This is a genomic window from Thaumasiovibrio subtropicus (genome assembly GCF_019703835.1).
GTDB lineage: Bacteria > Pseudomonadota > Gammaproteobacteria > Enterobacterales > Vibrionaceae > Thaumasiovibrio > Thaumasiovibrio subtropicus.
This window is the reverse complement of record NZ_AP023054.1, coordinates 2,454,739-2,477,706: the sequence shown is the minus strand read 5'-3', so window position 1 is coordinate 2,477,706 and position 22,968 is coordinate 2,454,739. Positions and strand designations below refer to the sequence as shown.

The following is a 22,968-nucleotide window of genomic DNA, read 5'->3' as shown; positions in this document are numbered from 1 at the left end:
AGACGATGTGTGGAAGGCTCAACAATGAAAACAATATTACTTCTCGATTCATCAGGTTTTGGTGGGATAGAAAGCCATGTATTGCAGCTTGCAGAGATGCTAAAAAATCGCAATAAGCAGGTTGAAGTTTGGTTTTATCAACAGTACGCCAACCATCCTTTGTATATCCAACTGCAACGTGCCAATGTCAGTTATGATTTTTTTCAAGGCAGCAGTGTTTTACTGGCGAAAAAGCTCTTATCGCTAAACTCGGAAGACTGTGTCCATGCGCACGGTTATAAGGCCAGTATCATGGCGCGTACTCTGCTGTATTTTTCTGATGTGAAGGTGATCACCACTTTTCATGCGGGTGAAATTGGCGATAAGAAGATCCAGTTTTATGAATGGTTAAACCGAAAAACGGCATTCATGTCAGAGAACATTGCCGTTAGCGAAGCCATACGTGAAAAAGTTGGCGAGCGCTGCCAGTTGGTTAACAATTTTGTGGATACTGAGAGTATTCCCTCTCGCGCGTTCCATTCACCCAATCGTCCACTGAGCTTTGCGTTTGTTGGCAGATTGAGTGAAGAAAAGGGACTGGACCGATTTATTTCGCTTTCAAGTCAGTTTCCTCATTGCCAATGGCATATTTTTGGGGATGGCCCCTTACGTTACCTCATTCCTAACCAAGACAACTTGATAGCCCATGGCGCGGTAGAGTCGATGCGGGACTATTGGTCACACATTGATGTGTTGCTTATGCCATCCCGTCAGGAAGGTTTACCGATGGCGGCGATTGAAGCCATGGCTCATGGTACGCTGGTGGTATCGACAGATGTGGGTAACTTGCATCAGTTGGTTGATAAGCGCTTCTTGGTTGCTGAACCTGATTGGCAGATGATGCCAGTGATTTTAGATGTGATGTGTCAATGGGATACGCTCTATTGGCGCGATTATCAGATTCGCGCCCAAAAACGTATTCAGCAGTCTTTTAGCTCCGATGCGCTATGGAACACCTATCAGGCATTTTATGGCTATCCGGCCTAGGGTGAGATCTGCAAATGCGATGGGCTATCAGCCGCTATGAGAGCCCTGTTATCGCTTAATGTTAACCTTGCTTATGGGGCTGGGTTCAAAAGCGATAGACAATAGACTCCGATCATCGTGATGAGAAAGGTCAGCATGTAGCCATATGTGGCTATGACGAGACGTTAAAGAGGGGGGCCAGTGAGAGTGGGTGAGTGTGGAAGAGTACTCACTGATACCATCACTAAAGCAATGCACGCTATCGTTAGCCGAAAGTTGCCAGCACTCAGTTTCAACCTCAATCTCGGGTTCTGTGCCGAGTAAGCCGATGGTCGCTTGCATTGCTTTGGGCGTATTGCTTTGACAGAGGATATAAGGCGGCATACCCGCGTTTATCACGGTTAGGACGTTGTCTTTATTCACTTCAAGGACAAGCAAGCTAATGAGGTGAGGCTGAATATGGCTGGCACGATAGAGTTCGCGGTTAATCAGTTTAATGAGCGTTGTCAGATCACAATCATGACGTGTTAGTAGGCCTTGAATATACCCGAGCCAAGCAGCACCATTGGCGCGGGCTAAGGGGCCATGTCCCATTTGATCGCCCATTACGAGACGTGTACGCCCATCGGGATAGTGCTGTGTGAGGCAAAAATCGCCACTGAGCTCGGGGTAGCTGTCATAGCAAAACTGCCAACGAGGGGGCGCATCTTCTTCTGGGCTGCTTGCCAACTGCGGCGCTAAGCCGGATAGCAGTTTTTGTTCATAAAGGGTATCAAGGTGCTCATGACGTGACAGGACTCGTGAGAGCGTGTTGATCAGCAGCTCCTTTTGTACCGGTTTAATTAGATAGTCATCAATGGCCTGTGTTGCGGCCAAGTTTCTGGTCGTCTCCATGTCATCGCCGGTTAAAAAGATGAAAGGCAATAGCGCATGGTTAGGCAGACGGCCGACGGAATGACGAAACTCAAAGCCGTTCATTTGCGGCATGTGCAGGTCCGTGATCACCAAGTCGCAAGGGTTAGACTTGAGCCAATGTAAGGCTTCTTTAGCGCTGCTAAAGGTGGTCACTTCGTAGTCTGCTTTCAGATACTCCCTCAGTAAGGTCAATTGACTCGGGCTGTCATCAATGATTAACAGGCTAGGCAGTGCAGGCGTTTCTGGTAACGTAAAAACAAAGCGATTGCTGCCAGCTTGATGCAGATAGTGATTGTTTGGCAGCAACGTAGAAATCAGCGCAAGGCCCATTCCGCCCGTGGAGAGTTCAGTAGGTAGCGCTGCTTGGTCTAGCATCTGTGCCAGATCCTCCCAACCTTGTCCATTGTCGGTAATTTCAAAGCAGAGATCTTGGTGTTGGCGAAAGAACTGCAACGTGACCTCAGATGCTGGGGCGTCTTGATGGCGCAGCAGATTGGTGAGGTATTCCGTAGTGACTAGTTCCAACGACTGGCTGGTGGAGTAAGGTAAAGAGAGCAACAAGCTTTGACGGCGGAGGTACTGGCGAATATCCGCCAATATTTCAAAAGAAAGCGTGAAACTTTTCCAAAGAAGGCGCTGTTTCATTGCTGATATTCTCCCTGTAATAAGGGGCTATTGTTCACTTTGTTGACCAACCAATATCGTAAGGATTCAGGTAGCCAAGGAATGCGTTGATTAATGACTCGCGTTATTTCTTGCGCTAGGCAAGGATAGTGAAGGTCATTGATGACGGTGCCAATGAGTGGCACGTTACCTTGCTCTAAACGTTGAATACTTTGCTGCAGCGCATTCTCGTGAGTATGGGCGGCCGCGAGACACAAGATGGTGCCATCGCTGATCGCACCGATTGCCGCCGCGGGTAAATTACGCCAATTGCTGGCATTTACCGTGCCTGCATCACAAAGGACATAGTCGAACTGCTGCCGCCATTTTGTCATCGCTTTATTCAGCTGTTGAGGTTGGCGGAGGTGCATTAAGGTTGCAGGATCTGCGGGTTGAGGAAGCAGCGTCAAGTAGGCATTGAGGGTGATAAAGGCTTCGGTTTGTCCTTCGCCCTCAAGCTGCCAGCGCATTTTTTCAAAGCCTTGCCCGCTGCCACTGAGGTCAAAATCAACCAACAATACGCTAGCATGTTCGCCACTGAAGCGTTCAGCCAACCAGCGACACACCGTTGAGGTGCCGCACTCGCGATTGGCGCCAGTGACGGTAATGACTTTCGCTTCCGTCTGATAGATTTGTTGGAACAAGAGGTCAAACTCTTGACTAAGCCACGGCTTCATAGTGCGGCCCCTAGTACAATCAGGGTGACAACAGAGAGTACGTCTCGCAACCCTTGGCGAATCTGCGACGGCGCAGAGTCTTCTTTATTGGGGACGTAAACCGTATCGCCGGCTCTGAGCATGGGGAGCGGATGTCCCGCAGGATCATTAACATAGTCTCTGAGATTGAATGCTTGTGATTCATCCCCGCAGCACGAGGAGTTAACGATCATAATGCGCTCAATGTAGGCAATTTCGGTAGGTCCGCCAGCTTCAGCCAGTAGATCAAGGAGAGACATCTCTTGGCTAAAGGTATAGCGGCCGGGCGCCCTGACTTCACCCATTAGTCGCACCACTTTATCGGCGGGTTTATCCAGCCAATCTGCGTCTAACTTCGGTACATAGATAACATCGCCGGGGACGACGGCAGGCAACAAGGATTCATCCCCGGTTTCAAAGTACAGTGCCATGTCAAACTTGCTGACATTCGCCGTGGGTTGATCACGGTGGCTGATACGAATTTGGCGTAAGTTCGCATCGCCATTTGGCCCATCGGCGGCAGCAAGTATATCGAGGATGCCAAGTTCGCTGTTAAAGGCATAGCGCCCTGGCGCCCCGACTTGACCAAACACATAAATCGAGTCTTCGGCTGACTGCCTAACCCAGCTAGCTTTGTTGTCGGTGGGATCTTTGGGGAGCTCATCGACGATAATGGTATCCCCAGCGTAGAGTTCAGGTAGCTTGGCAAAGTCGCCGCCTTCATTAATGAAGGCTTCAAGATTAAATCGAGTGAGGTTGTTGTCGCCTCCTCCTTGACGAAGAATACGAATGTTAGCGAGGTTCGCTTCTTGATTTGGGCCTCCAGCATGGGCCAGTACATCAAGAAAATTCATGCTCTTCTCCCATTCGAAGCGGCCAGGGTTATAGACAGCGCCGATGATTTTAATCGCGCGATCGCCAGTCACTTTGAGCCACGACTTTTCATTGAAATCGATCTTTTCAGGCACAAAAATGACGTCGCCGGGCCGCAAATCAGGCAGCGGGTAGCGGCGAGGGTCTTGGGAAAACTGTACCAAGTTGATCAAGAAGCTATCCCCCGCTTCCCTGAGAACCCGTATTTGCGTCGTATCTGCAAAGCGTGTTGGCCCACCAGCATTGGCCAAAACATCGACAAAGCCCGCGCCCGTACTGTTCTCATAGGCGCCGGGCGATTGTACTTCACCCATGATGTACACGGTGCGTTGTGTGGTACTTATCTCTTCAACTTCGATAGGGGCGAAAATGATACTGCCGGGTTTGATGGCGGGGAGCGTGCTGCTCTCGCCTGAATCGAGATAGGCTTTCAGGTCAAAGAGGGTAGGGGCACCATCGGTAATGACGCGGATTTTGGTGACATCGGCATAGCGCGTGACACCACCTGCCCGCATCACCGCATCAACAACGGTCATGTCATCTTTATAACTAAAGGTGCCCGGGTTTCTAAATTCACCAAACAAGGTGAGGCCATCTTGTTGGTCGGCATCACCTGCCTCGACAAGAGAGGCGGCATCAAAGTTGATTTCGACATTACCCAACTGCGGTGACGCGGCGACAAAGAGCGTATCACCGCCTTCGAGTTCCGGAAGGAGCGACAGATCGCCTGTGTCTAAATAGAGCTTGAAATCGATGCTTGATACTTTACCGTCGCGGGTCAGCTGCATTTTATCTAACTGCGCACCTGGCTTAAGCCCGCCAGCGGCCGTGAGCGCCATCTGTACATTGGCGTCTGGGTCGAGTGTGACGACGCCGGGCTCGTTGACATAGCCGAGTACTCTAACGCGGATTTCACTACTTAACAGGCTAAGACTAAACTCATCAAGATTGCGGTATACCGTTGCGAGCTTTTCTATGATGAGAGCTTGAGCCTCTTCTTCTGCCATGCCTCCCACATAGACTGCACCCACTTCGGGTAGAAGGAGTTGGCCGTTGTCATTGACGACAAAGGGGTCATTAAAGGCCTCTTCGCCCGGCAGTTGTAGGTTGACGACATCGCCCGGTGAAAGCACCTGAGCGTGAATAGAAATAGAAAATAAGAGAAACAGTGCCAGCAGCAGTCTTGTCATTCAGTCTCCCTAGGGCTGCATGTGCCAGTGCCGAATGGCATGAATATGTGGTTCAGGCACGGCGCTTTCTGCCCGCTTAGATAGTTCCGCAACAACGGTACGTTCAGCCAAAGCTTGCGTGCGATCTGCGTCGGATAAGGCATAGATTTCGCCACCGCTGCGCGCTGCAAGTTGCTGAGGCGAGACACCTTGGCTGATTAAAAATTCTTTTACGCGCATTGCTCTCGCCAGCCCTAAATCTTGGTTGTAGCTTTCTGATGCTTTGGCATCGGTATACCCAGTAAAAGTGACAAACCAACTTGGGTGGCGTTTGAGAATAGCTGCACTATGCGTTAATGCTTCGCGATAATCTGGTAGTAGCGCGGTTTGGTCTAGCGCAAACTGATTATCGATCGCCAGATACAAGAGCAGTTGATGTCGTTCCTGCGCCAACGTCGCTTGCGAAATGCATTGCGTATGATCTTCTAACCAGCTTAGTTGATGCGTCATTAAGTGTATCTGTTCATTGGCGTCAATTAAGGTGTGCATCACATCTTTATCAAACCCAGACTCTGCTTCTTGCTTTGCCTTTAAATAGAGACGGTTAAGGACTTCGAGCTGCCCCGGTAAACACACTCTGGCTCCTCGGTTGGCCAGAATGTCAATCTCAAGTGCCAAATGCTCGACTTGATGAATCATCTCGACATCATAATGATTTAACTTTGGGTATTGGCTGCTATCCCAAGATGAGCAGCCACAGATGGCAAGGAGCGGAAAAAGTAGGGCCGATGATTTCATATTAAATCTCCGCACTGCTAATCAAAGGGATGACTTTATCGATACGTAGCATGTTGAGAAGTTGACGAGGTTGACCATTCACATTGAGCAGGCGTAATGAACGGCCACGACTTTTCAAGCGCTTATAGAGAAAAACGATCGCGCCTATGCCGCAAGAGTCGATAAAGCTCACTTCCGTGAGATCAATAATGATATCTTGGCGCTCTGTTTGACTGAGCTCTTCGAGTGTTGATTCCAACTCTTTTGCCGCGTGCGCATCAAATTCATGCTGAAGGGTTAGTGCAATGTCATTGACCTTGTCCATAGTGGGCTCTCCTGTTGAAAGTGTGTGCCTTAATTTATCGATACGGCTAACTATGCTTAAGGACAAACAATAACCGTGCCAATCACTGGCCGCGGCCTGCAATCATGATGTAAATGGTTTTGAATATGATGCGTAAATCCATATTAAGCCATTGAAAAGGCGAGCTTAATGCCGCGGAGTACGCGTGGTCATAGAGCAGTTTATTTTTCACATCGTCTAGGCTTGTGTCATATCCCGCGTTGACTTGTGCCAATCCTGTTATCCCCGGTTTCAATCCTGCAGTGCGCTCTGCATAATAGGGCAACGCATTTTGCAAATTGCCGCAGAACTCGGGTCTTTCTGGCCTTGGCCCTATAAGTGACATGTCCCCTTTAATGACATTGATAAACTGCGGTAACTCATCGAGGCGAGTTTTTCGTAAAAAGTGACCGACTTTGGTCACCCTTGCATCATTCTTTGCGGCCCAGACAGCCCCTGTTTCTTTTTCAGCATACTGCCCCATGGAGCGGAACTTGATCATGTGAAAAAGCTCAACATGGTCGTTGTGAATTTGTCCAACGCGTAGCTGACGGAAAAAGATAGGCCCAGGGGTCTCTAACTTGATTGCGAAGGCGATGAAAGGCCAGATGGGGAGAGTGATCAACAGCCCAATACTACTTAGGACAAGATCAAATAGGCGCTTAAGGGTGAGCGTAACACCACTTTGGTACTGCTCGAGTTTTTGTTCTTTCTTCCAGCCGTCATGAAACTCACCTCGCATGTAACTGAGCATGCCAGTGAGTGATGAAGTATAACCTCGAAAAAGGTAATTCATTTTATTTAAGTAACGGTTGTCATATCCCCATTCTGGCGCAAGTGCTAGGCCATAACCGAGGATTTGTAACAGAACGGCAGTGGTCGCGATAGGCGAGCCTTGCAAAGCAAGCAGCAATGAGGTGATCGCAAATAAGATCAAAATGAAGGGCATTAAGGTGCGTAATCCTTTACCGGACGCAAACACCCAGGCACTGGTAAACAGTTTAGGGCGCAGCAGAAACCGGCAACGGATTAACTGTTGCAGGTTTCCTGCCCCAATGCGCTCGCGTCGTTTCTGATCTTGTTCACCGCTGGTGGGGGCGATTTCAACGCTGTTTATGTTTTGATTGAGCTGGACTTGATAGCCTTGTTCAATAATGGACATGGGTAACATGAAGTCATCATTGATGGTGTCGGTGGGCAGAGGTTTAAACAGTGCAGTGCGCATCATGTAGAAGGCACCACTGCCACCCATCACATTACCTAGGGAAGACTCTGACTGACGAATTTTATTTTGCCATGACCAATATTGCTCTTCGCCTTGCTCTGGATTCGCAAGGAGATATTGACTGGTGATCGCGCCAATCGAGGGGTATTGGAAAGCGGCAATCCCTTGTTTTAAAGCATCGATGGAAATCAGTGCTGAAACGTCAGTCAAAGCCGCGAATGGATAAGCTTGTTGAGCGAGAGCCATGACTTGATTGAGGCGGCGTAGTTTGCCTAAGTTGCTTGGTTCATCAAGCAGAGTCAGGGTGATCTGCGCGAGTTTGAGTTTGGGTATCCAAAGGCGGATCTTATCCGCGGTATCATCGGTGCAACCGTCGCAAGCAATGTACAAATGCAGGCGGCCTTCCGGATAATCAAGGCTAAGGATATTGGATAGCTTGGCATCGATGTACTCGCTTTCGTTATAGGCGCACATCACAATGGCGACATCAGGCCATGCAGTCTTTTGACTGTTTTCAGCATCCGCAGTGATATCGACGCCATGATTGGCTTCAGGCACGTTTGGGGGCGACGATAAGTCGGCAGTCGCGTCACTGTTTGCATTTGGGGAAGGGACAGGGCGCTTTGCATTGATTTGTCCGAGTCTCACCATGACAGGCAGGTAGATGGCATGGTGGTAAACGATCAATAGCGCGAAAAATATAAAAAGTCCCCAAATCATGATGGCCTCCTATTTAGCACAGGCTAACTGTTCATATTGATGGACCATGCTGCGTACATCGGCCGCGTTGACCACGAATTCATGGTTGTTGTTATGTTGTTCTGGGTGATCGATGGCGATGCTTTGGTTTAAAAGGTGCAGTAATGCTTCACTGTCTCCGGCCTCAAACAGGTGGCCAGTGAGGGGGTTGATCAAATCCGGAATGCCTCCAACTCGCGTCGCTATCACACTTTTACCGCAAGCTTGCGCCTCAAGCAGAGCGAGAGGTAAACCTTCTCGCTGTGAGGGCATACAAAACAGATCGATGGCTTGATAAAAAGCGCGCATATTTTGGGTATGACCTAGCCAAATGATCTTATCACTGACCCCTAACCGCATCGCGAGGTCTTGCCAACGGCTGCGCATTTCACCTTCGCCCGCCACGACGATGGTGACGTTTTCAGATAACTGGCCGAGGATGTTAATCACGGTTTCGAGCGACTTCTCTTGGACAAGTCTTCCGGCGCAACCAATTAAGAAACCTGCTTCGGGGAGGCTTAATGCTGTTCGTGCCGCCGCTGCATCTCCCGGCGTAAAATAGTGGGTATCGATACCGTTGAGAATGACTTTTGGAGAATGGCCTCCCAATAAGCGCGATATTTCATCAGCGACGCTGGTGGCATCTGCGACTAAGGTGGTTTTTGAAGACAACATGAGCTTCGTGAGCCAGCGTTGTTTACGATCTTCTAAATGCCATGCGTCATGCTCGGTATGGACATGGCGACGTGAGGAGCCCCAACTAGCGAGTCTGACATAGAGCAGTGGCCCAATATGGTGTGTTTGCACCGCTGACGCGCTGAGTTGTTTTAGCTTACTTTTCAGTGCGGTAACTGTGGACCAGCTGAATCCTTGAGGTTTGTTGAGAAAATGCAACTGATCTTTGAAATCGTTGAGTAGTGGCCAGTTTGTAATGCTGTCTTGCATGTTGCCTTCAAGCGAAATGATATGCATTGGATACTGGGTATGTCGCAACATGTTGAGGCATAACACTTCAATGCCACCGGGACGAAGGTGTTGCACCACTTGGATAATCACAGGGGATTGCGTCATGATTGCCATCCTCGATTAAAGGCGGGAACGCGGCCTAAGGTGGGCACGTTAGCCACGCGGGAGACCTGTACGGAAGAGTAAACGCGGGTATCGATCAGTACCATAAACGTCGCCAAGGAAAGACCAAGCCCTACGCCGCCGATGGTGCCAAGAATAAAACTGACCCACCATGGCCAGTTGGTGGGTAGCGACGGCGTATAAGGGGTATCAATGATCTTGAGCTTGTCTTGCTCTTCGAATCGGCCTAGTTGGCCTGTGACTTGTGCCATTTCATACCGTTCAAGTAAACGGTTGTAAATTTTCTCTTTTACGTCAAAGTTGCGTTCTAACGACTTAAGTTCTTTCTCTAATTCAGCGGAGGCAGACCGTTTTTCAGTGAGGCGAATGATTTGCTCTTCTAAGATGGTGCGTTTTTGTTGCAGCGCTTCGATTTGACTTTCTGCTTGCTGGTATTGCTCTAATTGGCTAATCAGTAGAGGGCGACTAATCGCACCTTCATCTTCACTGACGTTGGTGGCGACCGTCCAGAGTTGATTCAGCTCTTCTTCTGTGAGGTTTTGCTGTTTATCAATCAAGCGTTGAGACTCGTGACGCAACGTATTAACACGGCGTAGTACCGCTTTGACCTCTGAATGATTATCCGTGTAGCGCGCACGTAAAATCGTCAGTTTTGCCTCCGCCTTAATGAGCTCTTCCTCTAGCAGCGCCATAATGGGATTCGACTTGATTAAACGGCTTTTCAACGCTTCTTTTTCGGTTTCCGCTTGCATCAATGTCAGCTCTGTTTCTCGAAGTTGTCCTTCGAGTTGCGCGACATTCTGCGTTTGTGTGCCTTGTATCTGCGGTAGGTTATCGATGTTGTCACGCTTAAAATCAGCCAGTGTCTCTTCTGCGAGTTCGAGCTCTCGCTGCGTGTCTCGAAGTTGTACTTCGAGAAACTCTTCAGAGCTGGCAACAGAGGTTTTTCCTGGTGCTTGAAGACGTTCCAAGAACTGGGTGGATACTGCGTTGAGAATCGGGGCCATCTGATCAGGCTTATCCCAACTGAGCCCTATTTTGATGAGATCAGAACCCGCCAATGTCAGCTTTAAATTGCCAGATAACTTGCTGCGCATGTAAGACTGAGCATTGGGTGAGTCGGGCGGTGCTAGTGCCAAGGTTTCAATGACCTCATTAAGTATGTAGCGACTGTGAATCATGACGCGCAGTGCTTCCATCCGCTCTTCTAGATTGAAAGAGATAGAGAGATCTTCGAGAAAGGGGTTCATGAGCGCGGTCTCTTGAACCAAAATCGTGGTGTGTGAGTAGTAGTTCTTCGGCTTTAAGCTGTTGATAAAAACCGCGATAAAGGGCAGCAAGAGTATCGGCATCAAGATCAGATAACGGTACTTCCAAAGTGCTTGAAGTACCGGGTAAATCTGAGTAAAAAACCGCTGCCGCAACATGATCAAAGCCCTCTTAGGATGACAGTATCTGCGGTTTGTTGCGGTTGGTAATGCTCAATAAGTTCGGTGTTGTGCTGCTGCGCCAAACTGCGAATGGCTTTTAATCGTTGTTGGCTGGTGATTAACGCCTGAAACGGTGTCTCATTGGTCGCCGGGGCGACATCGGCAACACAGGCTTTGGCGTGCTGGAACAGCTCACTCAACGAGGCCTTTTGTTTCGCGGTGAGCGTGACCTGTTCTTCTGCATAATACAGCTCCACAACGGCTGATGATTGTTGCGGCGTCATTCCACACCCAACCAGTAGCACCAAAATTATTGATAATCCTATAATTTTCATCAGTTACCTCCTGCATACCGTTAAGTGTAATAGGCAACTGGCAAGTTTGATGCCTAATTGGTACAGAAGTTAGGCAATGCTGTTTGATTTACATTTAACGCTTTGTTTATTAGGGATAAAACTTGCTGTCCTCTTCGCTCCCAACTTTCAGTTCGCATCTGCATTTGCGCCGTTTTCTTATATTGCAAACGGTGTTGATTATTGAGTTGGCAAAACGCGTCGATGGCTTCACACCATTCAGCAACCGATTTTGCGATTGAGACATGGCAAGGGTATTGGTGAGCGGCAGGGAAATCACTGCTGATGACTGGGCAGCCTGCGGCGAGATATTCTCGTAGTTTTAACGGATTACAGGCGCGGATTTGCTCGTTATCGACAAACGGTAGTATGGCCGCATCCCAGTGTTGTACATACCGTGCGAGTTGATGGTGGGGAACGGCAGGCTTAAAATGCACGTTTGGGCATGGCTCAATTAAGCTGATATCACAGTCATGGCGGCCAATAAGATAAAAATCGACCTCAGGACGCTGAGTGGCCAGTTGATAGAGTAAAGTTTGGTCTAACCAATGGTTGAGGCTGCCATAAAAGCCGATCTTATGACGGCTGCTAGAGGCGGGATACGGGTTTGCTTGAGGGGTAGCGAACAGAGAAAAATCGACACCATGACTGACGAGATGGGTTTTGTGGTTGGGAAAACGCATTGCCAAGGCCGGACTGGCACAAAGAATGATGTCAGCACGCGCGACCATTTTTTTCTCTAGCTGCGCGACGCGCTGATGGTCGACTCCAGCAAGACCGCTAAAGTCATCCCCCACATAGTAAATGACAAGTTCGGCCTCTAGCATGTCGAGATAGTCAACGGCACTCGGCAAAGCTGCCCACACGATGCGTGTGCCCGTTTTGGGAGGAAGCTGCTGTTTTAGTGAGGTGGTATTGCACCATTTAAGTATGGCGTTTTCCGCCAGCGGCCAAACGGCAGGCCGGATGACAGGAAATGGCGCGACGGGATCTCGGGTCGCTTTTTGTCTTGCATCACCGCGAAAGCGTTGCTGCATTTTCTCTGCTACGCGCAGTAAATCCCGTTGGTTAAAGCTGGGTTGACGTAATCCAATGGAGTTAACCCATTGCACGGCAAATTGGCTTTGGAGTGTATTGATGATGTGTTGGCTGCTAGACGGGTGACGTCCCCAATCTTCAGCAAATACGATGAGTTCAGTCATGTGTTAATACTCCAACGTTTTGATCACTTTTGCTGGGTTCCCACCGATCAATACGTTGGCAGGCATGGATTTGGTCACTACGCTTCCCGCGGAGACAATACTGTTCTCGCCGATAGTGACACCTTTTAAAATGGTACTGCCCGTGCCAACCCAAACATTCTTTTTGAGGTGAATATCGCCGATTTGATTATCATCATCGGCGTCGCCATTGGCACGGCGGGCTGGGTCAATAGGGTGGCCGGGATAGCCTGCAAGGAAGATTGACCCCGCTAAGCGAACGTTGTCTTCTAATATGACCTTACGCCCAACCGCAATGGTCGTTTGCCAATTGATGTCGACGTTGTTACCAATGACAAGTGTCGGTTGTTGGGAGCTATTGCGGCCACTAAACGTTGTCGCTCCTGAAATCCGGCAGTGGTCACCCACTTCAATCTGCACGTTTCCTGAAATAAACGGCATCCCAGAGTAAAGATAAAGATGGCGGGGTTTGTTGTTCACTTGACTGAGAAACATCGGCGTGTAGTAGGCTTTTTGTGCAATAGACTGGAAGACGCTAACGATTGAACGGTGGCAATGATAGAGAAAGGTGTGCAAGCCAGGAATAACTGGGATCGCTTGGGCGCGAATTTGCTGATGGCAGCGCTTCAGCTGCATGAACTGCTCAGGGGACAGGTGTCTTTTGAGTGTGGCGACTAACATGTTCATCTTCTCCTGTGAGGCGATCGAGTGCCATTAACAAACCAATCAAAATATAGAGCGGCCAAGTAAAGCCCTGAGTAAGGAAAGTGCCGCCAACGCAAAAAGAGATAGTGCCGAGCCAAAGTCCTTCAGAAAAAGGTTGTAAGTCGTGGCCTTTAAGGCGTTTCAACAATTGATGACTAACTCTTAATGCGCTAACAAGTAACAGCACAAATAGTGCCAACCCTGCGAAACCTGTTTCACCGAGTATTTGGAACCAAGTACTGTGCACCGCATGATTCTTGCCATCCCAGTGAGGGGAGTAGAAATAGTAATTGACGTAGAAGTTGTTGAGTCCCACCCCGGTAAAGGGATTGGATACCGCCATACGAAAAGCGGCGACCCATGCATAGACACGCCCCATCGCCGATGCATCGACCCCTTCTTCTGCGGCACCCCCAGAGCTACGATCGCTGATACCAGCGGCAACCACTAGTACCCCCAAGCTCATGACGCCCATAATGCCGGGGAGGAGGAGGTTCTTGCTACGAATGAGGGTCATGGTGAACACCCCAGCGGCAATGCCTAGCAACCCGCCGCGACTTTGGGTTGCAAGTACCCCCAAGACGAGGATAACAAAGCAAATGGCTGACAAAACGCGACGGAATTTGCTACCTGAAAAGCAATATGCAAGGGCGAAGGAGACGGGGAACTGCAAAACAAGGGCTAGGTCGTTGGGGTCGCCCAACATGGAACCTATGTTACGTCCGATAGTGACGCGTGTTCCTTCAACCAGTCCAATACCATTCGCCTTGTTATCGAGGGCGATGGCCGCAATGAGAATGCCGCAAAGCAGTAACCAGAAGGGGAACTGACGCAATTGATTCAGGTTCGTCGGTAGCCAACTGATGGCAAAAACCATGATGACAATCTTGATGTAGGTGCTATTGAAACTCCCGAAGGCAAGTCCCTTGTTGGTTGCCATAAAGCAGGATATCAGAACCCAAAAAGAGAAAACGCAAAGCATGGTGTGGACTTGGTGCCAGACAAGCTGGCCACGCATCATCCAAAGCTGCCATCCTAACCCAGCCAAACTGGCGAGGGCGAGCAACTGAGGGATCTTGAAGGCCATGAGAACCGGAATGGCTTCGTGAAGACGAAAGTAAGAGAAGAAGATAAACCACACGCAAACAAAATATGCGTTGCGGATAATCACGGGTAACACAAATAAGAAGCAGAGCGCGAGCGCCAAGATACCTTGTAAATACATACCAAGGCTGACGACCAAAATAGCGATCATGGCAGCAATACAATGGCGTTGTGTATCACTCATGCGGCTCTCCGGGACAATGATTAGAGTAAGTGAAGCTGTCTTTCCTCGTCGAAAAATTTAATGTGTCGTGCAGTCCACATAACTCGCGTTATGCGGATACGGCGTGTGTATAACGCTGCCAACTTCTGTAAATATAGAAGACAAGTCCGCCTGCGAATATTGTCAATAATGCACTCGAGAGATAAACAGACAGCCTGTCGCTCGCGTGCAGCTGTATGAAGGTGATCGCTGCCAGTGCAATCCCGCAGACGATGAGGTCTTTATACCGATAGGGGAGATGCAGTCTGCGCTGACTCACATAGAGGAAAAGGCCAAAGCGGATAACTTGAGAAAGCAACGCCATGATGACCGCCCCATAGAGACCGAAAACAGGAATGAGCGTCAACATTAACCCAACCGCAATGAGCGCGCACAAGGCTGACAGTCCAGCTGCAGTGTCTGCGGTTTTATCCGCATAGATACCTAAGTTGAGTTGTGTACTGAGGTACTTAAACCACATTACCCAAGCGAGCAAAGGTAATATCTCGCTGGCTTGGTGATAGTTTTCGGGTAGCCATAGCGTGAGGAACGGACAGCCGATGACAATCAGCAAGGCAGCAATCACAGTGGCGAGCTGGCAGCCAAAAACACTCATATCGGCGGTATAGCGTTGGTCTTTCTCGACACTCGAAAACCGCTTAGGAAACCACCACATACCATAGGGTTCGAGCAATAATGTCGCCGCCAGTGCCCACTGCATGGCTATCGCATAGACCGCGAGTTCGGCAGTACCCACGGCCCCACCGAGTACCCACCGCTCTGCACCAAGCGTCACAAAACCGATCACGCCAGACACCATAATGCCACTCCCATAGCGAACAAATTGTTGCCATTGACCAAGCGAAAAGCCCGGCATGTCGCGATGCAGAAGTAACCACTGGACTGCATTGGCAATCAAACTCGCAATCATGATGCCGTCAACGCCAGAGACTGGGGTTAAGACCACAATGAACAGGCATTGCACGGTGGCGAAAAGAAGTTGGATGATGAGAAAAGGTTTTGCCTTATCTTCCATCCGAAGTCGGGCGAGCTGCAACGCGGAGTGGGTACTGAGCAACACGCTTAGCATCAGGCAGCGCACTGAGAGATCAGACAAGGTGCCCGGTAACCAGTCGGCAATGACACTCGGCCAAATCAGTAAGGGTAGTGTGATGGCTGAGCTCGCCATCACCGTTGTCGTCCAGATACCATCGAACTTTGGGCTAGATAAGCGCTTATTCGCCGATTGCGAAGCAGGGGCGGGACTGAGTTCCTGATGTGCAAAACGGTACAGACAATCGACCATGCCGACGAGCATGATGACAGAGACTAAGTTAGCCAAGGTAATGAGCACCGCATAGTCACCAAACTCTTCAGGTGTTAGCCAACGGGTCAGCAAGGGTTGCAGTAATAGCGCCAGCATCTTACTGAAGACGAGCCCAACCGCATAGGCTGCCATACTCGGGAGCCTGAACGATGTAACCGACGCCCGAATGCGAGCCATATGCTGGGTGGTGGATAGGCGAATATTCATGCGCTTTGTACCAATTGTGACAGTGAGGCTGCGTGATTTGCGGCGTTGTAATTTGAAAACACACGCTCATAGGCCAGTTGGCGAAGCTTTAGCAAGGTTGCTGTTGGTTGTTCGTATACATACTGCATAGTGCTCGCCAACGCGTACGGGTTGCGCATCGGAACCTTGAATCCAGTTTCTTCATCAACAATTTCTTTGCATCCGGCGAGATCTGTTGTGATAACAGGTAATCCAAGTCCCATCGCCTCTTTCAATACCAGCGGTCCTGTATCTCTGTCGCCGTTTTTCGCAATACAAAATGGCGCAACAAGCGCTTTGTAGAGGGGGGCATTTTGCCTGAACCAGTTGGCATTGCGTGAGCCCAGCAGTGTGACTTGGCTACTCAGGTGATTTTCACTGATCCATAAGTGGAGCTTGTCATACAGTGGGCCGTCACCGACGATGTCGAGCTTGGCCGTTTTCGGGAGTTGGCGAAAGGCGCTGATTAAGGTTTCAAGGTCTTTCTTTTCAACCAATCGGCCAATAAACAAGAAATCGCGTAAAGGTACCCATTCGTTATTGAATCTAGGGTAGTGTTCAGACTCCAAGCCGCATGCCACATAATGGATAGGGGTATCGGTCATCTGTTGCAAATGGCTTTGCATATCGTTAGTCACTGCACAGCCAAAGGATGCGTGGTCGAGTTTGGCGTCTAAGTCTTGCGGCGAAGAATAGATGTCAGCGCCATGACCGACAAAAGAGACGGAGATGTTGAGCAATTTGGCTGCGACGATAGCAGTGGCTGCACTATGCCACGCAAAATGCGCATGAAGATGTTCGCATTGTGCTTTTGCGGCCATCTCAGCCAAGATGATGCCTTGCTTAAGGAGAGACAGGTAAGCAAACCCTTCTTGCTCGCTGAGAAACTGATGGCAGCGATGAGCATGGCGTAGCCATCGCCAGCTTCCTTTCGGTAATGTAGCACTGATGTACTGGCACGATTGCGCTAATTCCGTATCGCTAGGCTGACAACCTTGGGTCGCCTCGAAAGCAAAAGGTTGAATTTCATGACCTTTTTCTCGCATTGCCCGCATTTCTACGCCCACAAATGTTTCTGATAACACGGGGAATGCGGGGATCACATAACCAATCTTTTTCATCTTAGCGTCCTTTGTAATGTATTCGATTCGATAACCGAACTAGGCAAAGAGGATGCCAAGATCATAAAAAGGGTCTTGAGTCTATGACGACACGGTCAAGGAATGAGTTGGCACAATAATCGCAGCAGAGGATCTATTAAGTGAAAGCTCATTGGAGACAGAAAGATGATAAATCCTACCGTGACAGTGGTGATGCCGACGTATAACTGCTTGGAAACGTTACCCAAAGCCATAGACACTGTGCGTATGCAAGGTCTTGAGTTAGAGATATTGGTTATCGATGACGGCTCCAATGATGGTTCGGGCGAGTGGCTAGCCGAGCAAGCCGATATCAAGGTCATTAAAACGAATCGTGTCGGCGTGTCTAATGCGCGTAACTTAGCGATTGAAGCTGCGAAAGGCGAGCTGATTGCTTTTCTTGATGCCGACGATTACTGGCATCTTGATAAGTTTACACATCAACTTGCAATGCATCGTGCAAACCCTGAGTTGGTGATGAGTTTTACCGATTATCTTTTTTACATTGAAGGTGAGCGTACTCGGCTGCACTGTTTTCAGTTCTGGCCACGTTTCCATCGTTGGTTAAAGCAGGTGGGTTCCCCTATGACTTACGTGTTTAATGATTTTATGCCCGATTTGTACCGAGAAAACATGGTAGGGACAAGTACGGTACTTGCAAGACGCGATGCATTACTGGCTGTTGGCGGGTTTGATGCGAGTTTAAAATCAGCCTCTGATTGGGACTTATGGTTGAAGCTGGCGGATTACGGCCCAATTGGCGTGGTCAATGAGCCGTTATGCGACTACACCTTTGGCCGTGTAGGCGCAATATCCGGCAATCATGAAAAACGGGCTCAAGCGATGAAATCCATCTTAGATAAACACGCCGCAGCCGTTTGGCGTAATCCCATTTGTCTGTTAGCGGGCTACCAACGCTGGCTATCGGCAAGTGCCGATAATATGCGTTTTAAAAAGGCCTATGGCGGCGCGGTGTTGAGAGAGTTGGCAGGATTTTGTTTAAAACCGGATATTCAAACACTGAAAACAGTCTCAGGCGATACGTTGAAGATGTTGTCTTTAAGGTGATGAAACGAGTCAACTCGGATGTGAAAAAGGCCCATTCACTGATGAAAATGGGCCTTTGTGTTTTAAGCCACTTCAAAATGCCTGACTTCGGGTGAATTTTCTAGGCAGGTTAGCATGGTGACCGTTTTTCCATTTAGCCTATGAGATCGTTTTAAGCTTTTCTTGATACCTCTTGATACCAAGTTTGCTGTTTCTCTCAAAACACGTCGCTTGAGTCGATATCGAAGCGGCTCGTTTATTTCAGTTAAACAAGAGGAATGTAGTGAGGTAATCGCCGTTATTCGAGGGCAGTAAAAAAGGGAGATGCTGAAGTCTGCTTCCCCCTTGTTTTCTTTCTTAGCGTTTAAATAAAGACGGCCAATCGCATGTTGTGTTCAATTTCATAGCGCTTTAAACGCGAAATGAGTGGCGCTGTTAGTGTCATCCCTGATTTGAGTAACACGGCTTCGTTGGTACCCACAATGGCTTGTTTCACCACTTGCCCCTCAACGAGTTCATCAGCCGATAGACAGGCGGAGGCGTCAAGCTCATAGAGGTTGGCATTGATGAATTGCTCAAAGGTTGCCACGATTTGGGGATCGTATTGGCTATGTGCATTTCGGTAGAGTTGTACGAATGCATATTTGCGGCGGTTCCCTGATTCATCGGCTTTTTCTTGAAGCAAATCGAAATCTCGAATAATCCGCAGCGTGCGTGCCAAATAGGGAATGCTGTCCTCACTGAGTCGGTGAGGGTTACCAGAACCATTGTAGTTTTCGTTCAGTGACTCAATGGTACTCGCTACATCCGTTAATCCGGGAATCGCCGAAACGAGTTGTGAGCCGAGTAGAGAGGCTTCGCCATTTTTGTCAGCAATGTCCCCTTCAATCGCGAGCAGGCCGATGTCATACATCAAGGCAGAGAGGTAAAGGGTGGTTGTCTGCTTGCTGGTGAACTGCATGTAGGTAGCGAACTTCATCGCCAGCTTCGAGATGCGCTCGTAATGCTCTTTTTTCGTCGCAAAACGCATCTCAATGAGCTGATGAATGACGGTAATAGTACTTTGGTAAAGCGCTTGCTGTTTCTTTATCTGCTTTTTAGCTTGAGCTTGGGCGCTTTGCACTTGCTTGCGTTGGAACTGGATTGAAGCTTCTAATTTCTGGTGTTGTGAGGTAATTGAGTGAAAACGTTTGATTTGCGCTTTTTCTTTTTCGACGTCTAATGCAATGGCAGTGATGGCTGCGAGTAGCTCGGCATGTTGCCAAGGTTTTGTCAGGAATGCACTCACATGCCCTTCGTTAACTGCACGACGAGCGGTATCGAGATCGGCGTCGCCAGTGATCAATACGCGAGCACAATGGGGTTGTATCTCTTCCACATTCGTCAGTAAGGTAATGCCATCCATGTAGGGCATCGAGAAATCGGTAATCACGATATCAAACTCATTCTCACTGATGAGGTTTAAGGCATCACAAGGTGCTGAGCAGGCGGTCACCACAAAGTGTTTGTTGAGACTGTGCTCTAACAGCATAAGAATCGATTTGTCGTCGTCGACGATAAGCACTTTAGGATGATATTTCATGACTCAGTTCCTTGTGTATGGGCAACTTGATTACAGCGGTAGTGCCATATCCAATTTGATAGTTAAAGGAAAGTTGCGCTGACATGCGTTTGAGCGACTGCTTTAGCAAGGATGTTGTCGCAAGCTGATGCAGCGTTAACGGTGTTTGTTGTTGGCTATTTTCGTCATCGCCACCGTCAGAGATAGCGATGCAAAATGTGTTGTAGCGACAGTAAGTCTTTAAGGTGATCGTGCCGTAACCGTGGGTATGGTTTGTGGCTGTCACTAGTAGTCTGAATAAGGCTTGACGCAGCGTGACAGTATCGCATTTGAGGACAGGTACTTCATCTTCATGATGCTGAACGAGATTTATCTGCTGGTCAAAAAGCGGCGCAGTGAACGACAGCACGGGGGCCAGTACATCTCGGTGAAAATGTTGAAGGACAACACTATTGTGCTCTTTAGACCAGATGGCATCGAGCTCTTTTGGAATCGCATTGAGTTGTTCAAGCTGTGCCTTGATGGCATCTTCACTGCGATGCGTGGACATGATTTGCTGTGTCACTTCTTGAATGCGTTGCGTAATTAAGTTTGAGAAAACGATTTTCTCATTTTGCAAATAGCGATTGATTTCATCGCCCCAGCCTTGATCTTTCTCTGTATTTAGTGAGGGTTGTTGGGCTTGGAACTGGCACCTTTCTGCTATCGCATAAATGTAGAGTTGGATCTGGTTTTGCACTTCTAGGGGCTGTGATCTCGGGGGATACTGCAGCGAGTGGGACATTAAGAAGGTTTCTGTGGTGCTAAGTAGCTGCTGCCAAGGCGAAATAAAAAAGCGTCTGTGTACCATCAGCAGCATGACAAAAACGGGTAAAGTCACAATGGAAATGGTAAAGCTCTTCAATGGGTTGCTGACCACTAGCCACATGGTGACTGCGCCCACAACCGCACTGAGCATGATAATGCTTAGCGCGATAAGTGTTAGTTTGCACTGTGCAGGCTTAGTAAAAGGCATGGTCGCATGTCCTAAAAAGTCACGATACTAGGACTATGCAAAGTTCATACCTACAATTTTCATGCGAGATGATTTAGTACTTTATTTATTAAGTTTATGAAATTTAGGGGTTTTAAGGTTTTCGACGACGCTGAACTTTGGAAAAGATTGGAGTATACTCCAGCACTTTGAGATGGCTAGCGCATGAAGTGCTACTGTGAATCTAGGTGATTTTAAAATGAGTAACACAATGACCCCTCAATCACTGCTGAATGCGTTACCTTTGTTTGCTAGTAACGTAACTGCTTTACTGGAATCACTTTCCATCGATGCCTCGCAGTTGCAGGCAGATCACCTTGCTCTGCGCTTGAATGACCAGTCTGTTGCTGAAGCCTGCTTTGAGCAGTGGTTGGATTACGGAGAACGCATTTCTGCAGCCGTGATTAATGGCCGCCCAATTTGGATTATTAAGCTTGAATCGCCATTACAGATTGGTGCGTGGCAGGTTCCTTGTATTGAGCTGCCTTTTCCAAGTAAAAAACGTTATGTGAATGAAGGGTGGGAGCACATCGAGTTTGTCATCCCCGGGGGGGCAACGACATTGGCGCAGTTGCAAGACGATCTACAGCGGTTGTTTCCGACGCACTCTTTGACGCCTGATGCATTGGTTTCTCAAGGGTTCGAATACAAAGCAAGCCAACCTGAGGCGGAGGGAGAACAGTTACCCAACCCGACGATTGCGATCAAGCGCCAAGGCATTTGCGTTAAGTTTCATGCTCACTCGATAGAAGCAGTCGTGGCGAGTGAACAATCGGTGTAATTGACCATATTTTCTTACATAATCTTGGCATCAATGACTAACGCTTTGATAGTATTTGTGCTCTACTTTTTAAGCGTTCATTGAGTGATAGGTACGATAAGTGTTATTTCGCGTTGTTTTAGTGTTGAGTCTATCTTTGCTGAGTGGCTGTAGTACGCAGTCATTGAATCGAATGGGAATGGGAAATAGCCCGGTGACGGTATATCCACAATACATGAGCAACAGTGAGTTGTGTGAAATTCAAATCTATGGTCGCCCAACGACACAGACGCGAGTGGCTGTTGCAAGCGAATATACGCGCAGAGGCTTGAATGGTGATTATTGCGAACGTTTGTACACTCGTAATGTGGTTGGCAAGCTCTATGACCAGTGGTTATCGCGCCCTGTTGATAATGTCGAGAGCGGTCCAACACCTGAGCAGTATTAAACTGAAAACGGTCACTTTGGTGACCGTTTTTTGTTTGCCTTGAAGACGACGCTATAAAATGACCGTACGATTGCCATTCACAAAAACACGGTCATCAAGCACCTGAGCGAGCGCCTTACTCAATACAGATTTTTCTACGTCGCGGCCCGCGTGTGCTAAATCTTTAGCGCTAAAGTTGTGGTCGACAGGAATCACTTGCTGGTGGATGATCGGCCCTTCGTCGAGATCATTGGTCACAAAGTGTGCGGTTGCGCCAATGATTTTTACGCCACGGTCATAGGCTTGCTGATAAGGTTTTGCACCGATAAAAGCTGGCAAGAAGCTATGGTGAATATTGATGATTTTGCTAGGGAAAGCGGCGACAAAAGACTCAGTGAGAACGCGCATATATTTTGCCAAAACCACGTAATCTGGTGAGTAGCTATTCACAATCTCGATGATTTTCTCTTCATGCGCTTCTCGCGATAAGCCTTCATGACTGACGGTGTGATAAGGAATATCAAATTTCTCAGTGAGGCTCTCTAGTACGTCATAGTTACCGACGACGGCTGCGATCTCGACATCCAGTGCCCCAGAAAACGCTTTCATCAGAATGTCGCCCAAGCAGTGCGCTTCTTTGGTCACCATAATAACAATGCGCTTGCGACCTGAACTTATCAGATCGCGGCAGCTATCATCTGGCAGCGCGCTATCAATATCGGCTAAGAAGGTTTCGTCATTGAAGTAGCCTTCTAACTCTGTGCGCATAAAAAAGCGCTGATTAGTGTTATCAACAAATTCGTTGTTGTGAATGATATTGAGTTGATGCTTGTAACAGATGTTGGTGATTTTCGCGATCAGTCCTTTCGCATCCGTCGACTCGGTGAGAAGTGTTTTGCGTTCCATGTCTTTCCTTATTATCTGTCTCTTGCCAAACGAAAAA

21 protein-coding genes and 1 pseudogene are annotated in these 22,968 nt (G+C 48.6%); 4 read left to right on the top strand and 18 right to left on the bottom strand.

Annotated elements, in window-relative coordinates; all coding sequences use genetic code 11:
- Positions 1-24: 24 nt before the first annotated feature.
- Complete coding sequence (locus tag TSUB_RS10935; protein ID WP_087025880.1) at positions 25-1,026, top strand: glycosyltransferase family 4 protein; 1,002 nt, start codon at positions 25-27, stop codon at positions 1,024-1,026.
- 48 nt (positions 1,027-1,074) lie between these two features.
- Here TSUB_RS10935 and TSUB_RS10930 read toward each other — a convergent pair whose 3' ends face one another.
- The 15 genes and pseudogenes from TSUB_RS10930 to TSUB_RS10865 all read right to left on the bottom strand — a co-directional run bounded on the left by TSUB_RS10930 (position 1,075) and on the right by TSUB_RS10865 (position 17,179).
- The gene (locus tag TSUB_RS10930; RefSeq protein ID WP_087025883.1) at positions 1,075-2,565 is read right to left on the bottom strand and encodes a response regulator; all 1,491 of its coding nucleotides are present in this window, start codon (positions 2,563-2,565) and stop codon (positions 1,075-1,077) included.
- Complete coding sequence (locus TSUB_RS10925; protein WP_087025887.1) at positions 2,562-3,260, bottom strand: P-loop NTPase family protein; 699 nt, start codon at positions 3,258-3,260, stop codon at positions 2,562-2,564. The genes TSUB_RS10930 and TSUB_RS10925 overlap by 4 nt, the downstream gene beginning before the upstream one ends.
- Positions 3,257-5,341, bottom strand: a complete 2,085-nt coding sequence (locus TSUB_RS10920; RefSeq protein ID WP_087025890.1) for an SLBB domain-containing protein — start codon at positions 5,339-5,341, stop codon at positions 3,257-3,259. Before TSUB_RS10920 ends, TSUB_RS10925 begins: the two co-directional genes overlap by 4 nt.
- Before the next feature lie 9 nt (positions 5,342-5,350).
- Entirely contained in the window at positions 5,351-6,118 is a 768-nt protein-coding gene (locus TSUB_RS10915) for an OmpA family protein (RefSeq protein ID WP_087025893.1), read from the bottom strand.
- A gap of 1 nt (position 6,119) precedes the next feature.
- A complete protein-coding gene (locus TSUB_RS10910) occupies positions 6,120-6,422 on the bottom strand; it encodes an STAS domain-containing protein (protein WP_087025896.1) in 303 nt (100 codons plus the stop codon).
- Between the two features lie 82 nt (positions 6,423-6,504).
- Positions 6,505-7,182 (bottom strand): sugar transferase, encoded by a 678-nt coding sequence (locus TSUB_RS25250; protein WP_343231777.1) that lies wholly within the window; start codon positions 7,180-7,182, stop codon positions 6,505-6,507.
- 408 nt (positions 7,183-7,590) lie between these two features.
- Positions 7,591-8,316, bottom strand: a pseudogene (locus TSUB_RS25245) (glycosyltransferase); the annotation flags it as partial.
- Between the two features lie 78 nt (positions 8,317-8,394).
- Positions 8,395-9,474 (bottom strand): glycosyltransferase, encoded by a 1,080-nt coding sequence (locus TSUB_RS10900; RefSeq protein WP_087025902.1) that lies wholly within the window; start codon positions 9,472-9,474, stop codon positions 8,395-8,397.
- Entirely contained in the window at positions 9,471-10,919 is a 1,449-nt protein-coding gene (locus tag TSUB_RS10895) for a GumC family protein (RefSeq protein ID WP_246616354.1), read from the bottom strand. The genes TSUB_RS10900 and TSUB_RS10895 overlap by 4 nt, the downstream gene beginning before the upstream one ends.
- A 2-nt stretch (positions 10,920-10,921) precedes the next feature.
- On the bottom strand, positions 10,922-11,257 hold the full coding sequence (locus tag TSUB_RS10890) for a hypothetical protein (RefSeq protein WP_087025904.1): 336 nt from the start codon (positions 11,255-11,257) through the stop codon (positions 10,922-10,924).
- Positions 11,258-11,310: 53 nt separating this feature from the next.
- Positions 11,311-12,477, bottom strand: coding sequence for a glycosyltransferase (locus tag TSUB_RS10885; RefSeq protein WP_087025907.1), 1,167 nt, complete (start codon positions 12,475-12,477; stop codon positions 11,311-11,313).
- 3 nt (positions 12,478-12,480) lie between these two features.
- Positions 12,481-13,176, bottom strand: a complete 696-nt coding sequence (locus TSUB_RS25195; RefSeq protein ID WP_281422910.1) for an acyltransferase — start codon at positions 13,174-13,176, stop codon at positions 12,481-12,483.
- On the bottom strand, positions 13,139-14,488 hold the full coding sequence (locus TSUB_RS10875) for an O-antigen ligase family protein (protein WP_087025913.1): 1,350 nt from the start codon (positions 14,486-14,488) through the stop codon (positions 13,139-13,141). Before TSUB_RS10875 ends, TSUB_RS25195 begins: the two co-directional genes overlap by 38 nt.
- 88 nt (positions 14,489-14,576) lie before the next feature.
- Positions 14,577-16,040 (bottom strand): lipopolysaccharide biosynthesis protein, encoded by a 1,464-nt coding sequence (locus tag TSUB_RS10870; RefSeq protein ID WP_087025916.1) that lies wholly within the window; start codon positions 16,038-16,040, stop codon positions 14,577-14,579.
- Positions 16,037-17,179 carry a glycosyltransferase family 4 protein gene (locus TSUB_RS10865; RefSeq protein WP_087025919.1) on the bottom strand — a complete coding sequence of 381 codons (1,143 nt, stop codon included), beginning with the start codon at positions 17,177-17,179 and terminating at the stop codon, positions 16,037-16,039. Before TSUB_RS10865 ends, TSUB_RS10870 begins: the two co-directional genes overlap by 4 nt.
- A gap of 165 nt (positions 17,180-17,344) precedes the next feature.
- On the opposite strand from TSUB_RS10865, the gene TSUB_RS10860 reads away from it, so the two are divergent.
- Positions 17,345-18,265 (top strand): glycosyltransferase family 2 protein, encoded by a 921-nt coding sequence (locus tag TSUB_RS10860; protein ID WP_087025922.1) that lies wholly within the window; start codon positions 17,345-17,347, stop codon positions 18,263-18,265.
- Positions 18,266-18,608: 343 nt separating this feature from the next.
- Here TSUB_RS10860 and TSUB_RS10855 read toward each other — a convergent pair whose 3' ends face one another.
- Together TSUB_RS10855 and TSUB_RS10850 are read right to left on the bottom strand one after the other, a co-directional pair.
- Entirely contained in the window at positions 18,609-19,826 is a 1,218-nt protein-coding gene (locus TSUB_RS10855; protein WP_087025925.1) for a response regulator, read from the bottom strand.
- Positions 19,810-20,820, bottom strand: a complete 1,011-nt coding sequence (locus tag TSUB_RS10850; protein WP_087025928.1) for a histidine kinase — start codon at positions 20,818-20,820, stop codon at positions 19,810-19,812. Before TSUB_RS10850 ends, TSUB_RS10855 begins: the two co-directional genes overlap by 17 nt.
- A gap of 217 nt (positions 20,821-21,037) precedes the next feature.
- Here TSUB_RS10850 and TSUB_RS10845 point away from each other — a divergent pair, with 217 nt between their 5' ends.
- Together TSUB_RS10845 and TSUB_RS10840 are read left to right on the top strand one after the other, a co-directional pair.
- On the top strand, positions 21,038-21,619 hold the full coding sequence (locus tag TSUB_RS10845) for a VOC family protein (protein ID WP_087025931.1): 582 nt from the start codon (positions 21,038-21,040) through the stop codon (positions 21,617-21,619).
- A gap of 100 nt (positions 21,620-21,719) precedes the next feature.
- The gene (locus TSUB_RS10840; protein WP_159065043.1) at positions 21,720-22,046 is read left to right on the top strand and encodes a hypothetical protein; all 327 of its coding nucleotides are present in this window, start codon (positions 21,720-21,722) and stop codon (positions 22,044-22,046) included.
- Between the two features lie 51 nt (positions 22,047-22,097).
- Here TSUB_RS10840 and purU read toward each other — a convergent pair whose 3' ends face one another.
- On the bottom strand, positions 22,098-22,931 hold the full coding sequence (purU, locus tag TSUB_RS10835) for a formyltetrahydrofolate deformylase (protein ID WP_087025936.1): 834 nt from the start codon (positions 22,929-22,931) through the stop codon (positions 22,098-22,100).
- Positions 22,932-22,968: the final 37 nt, after the last annotated feature.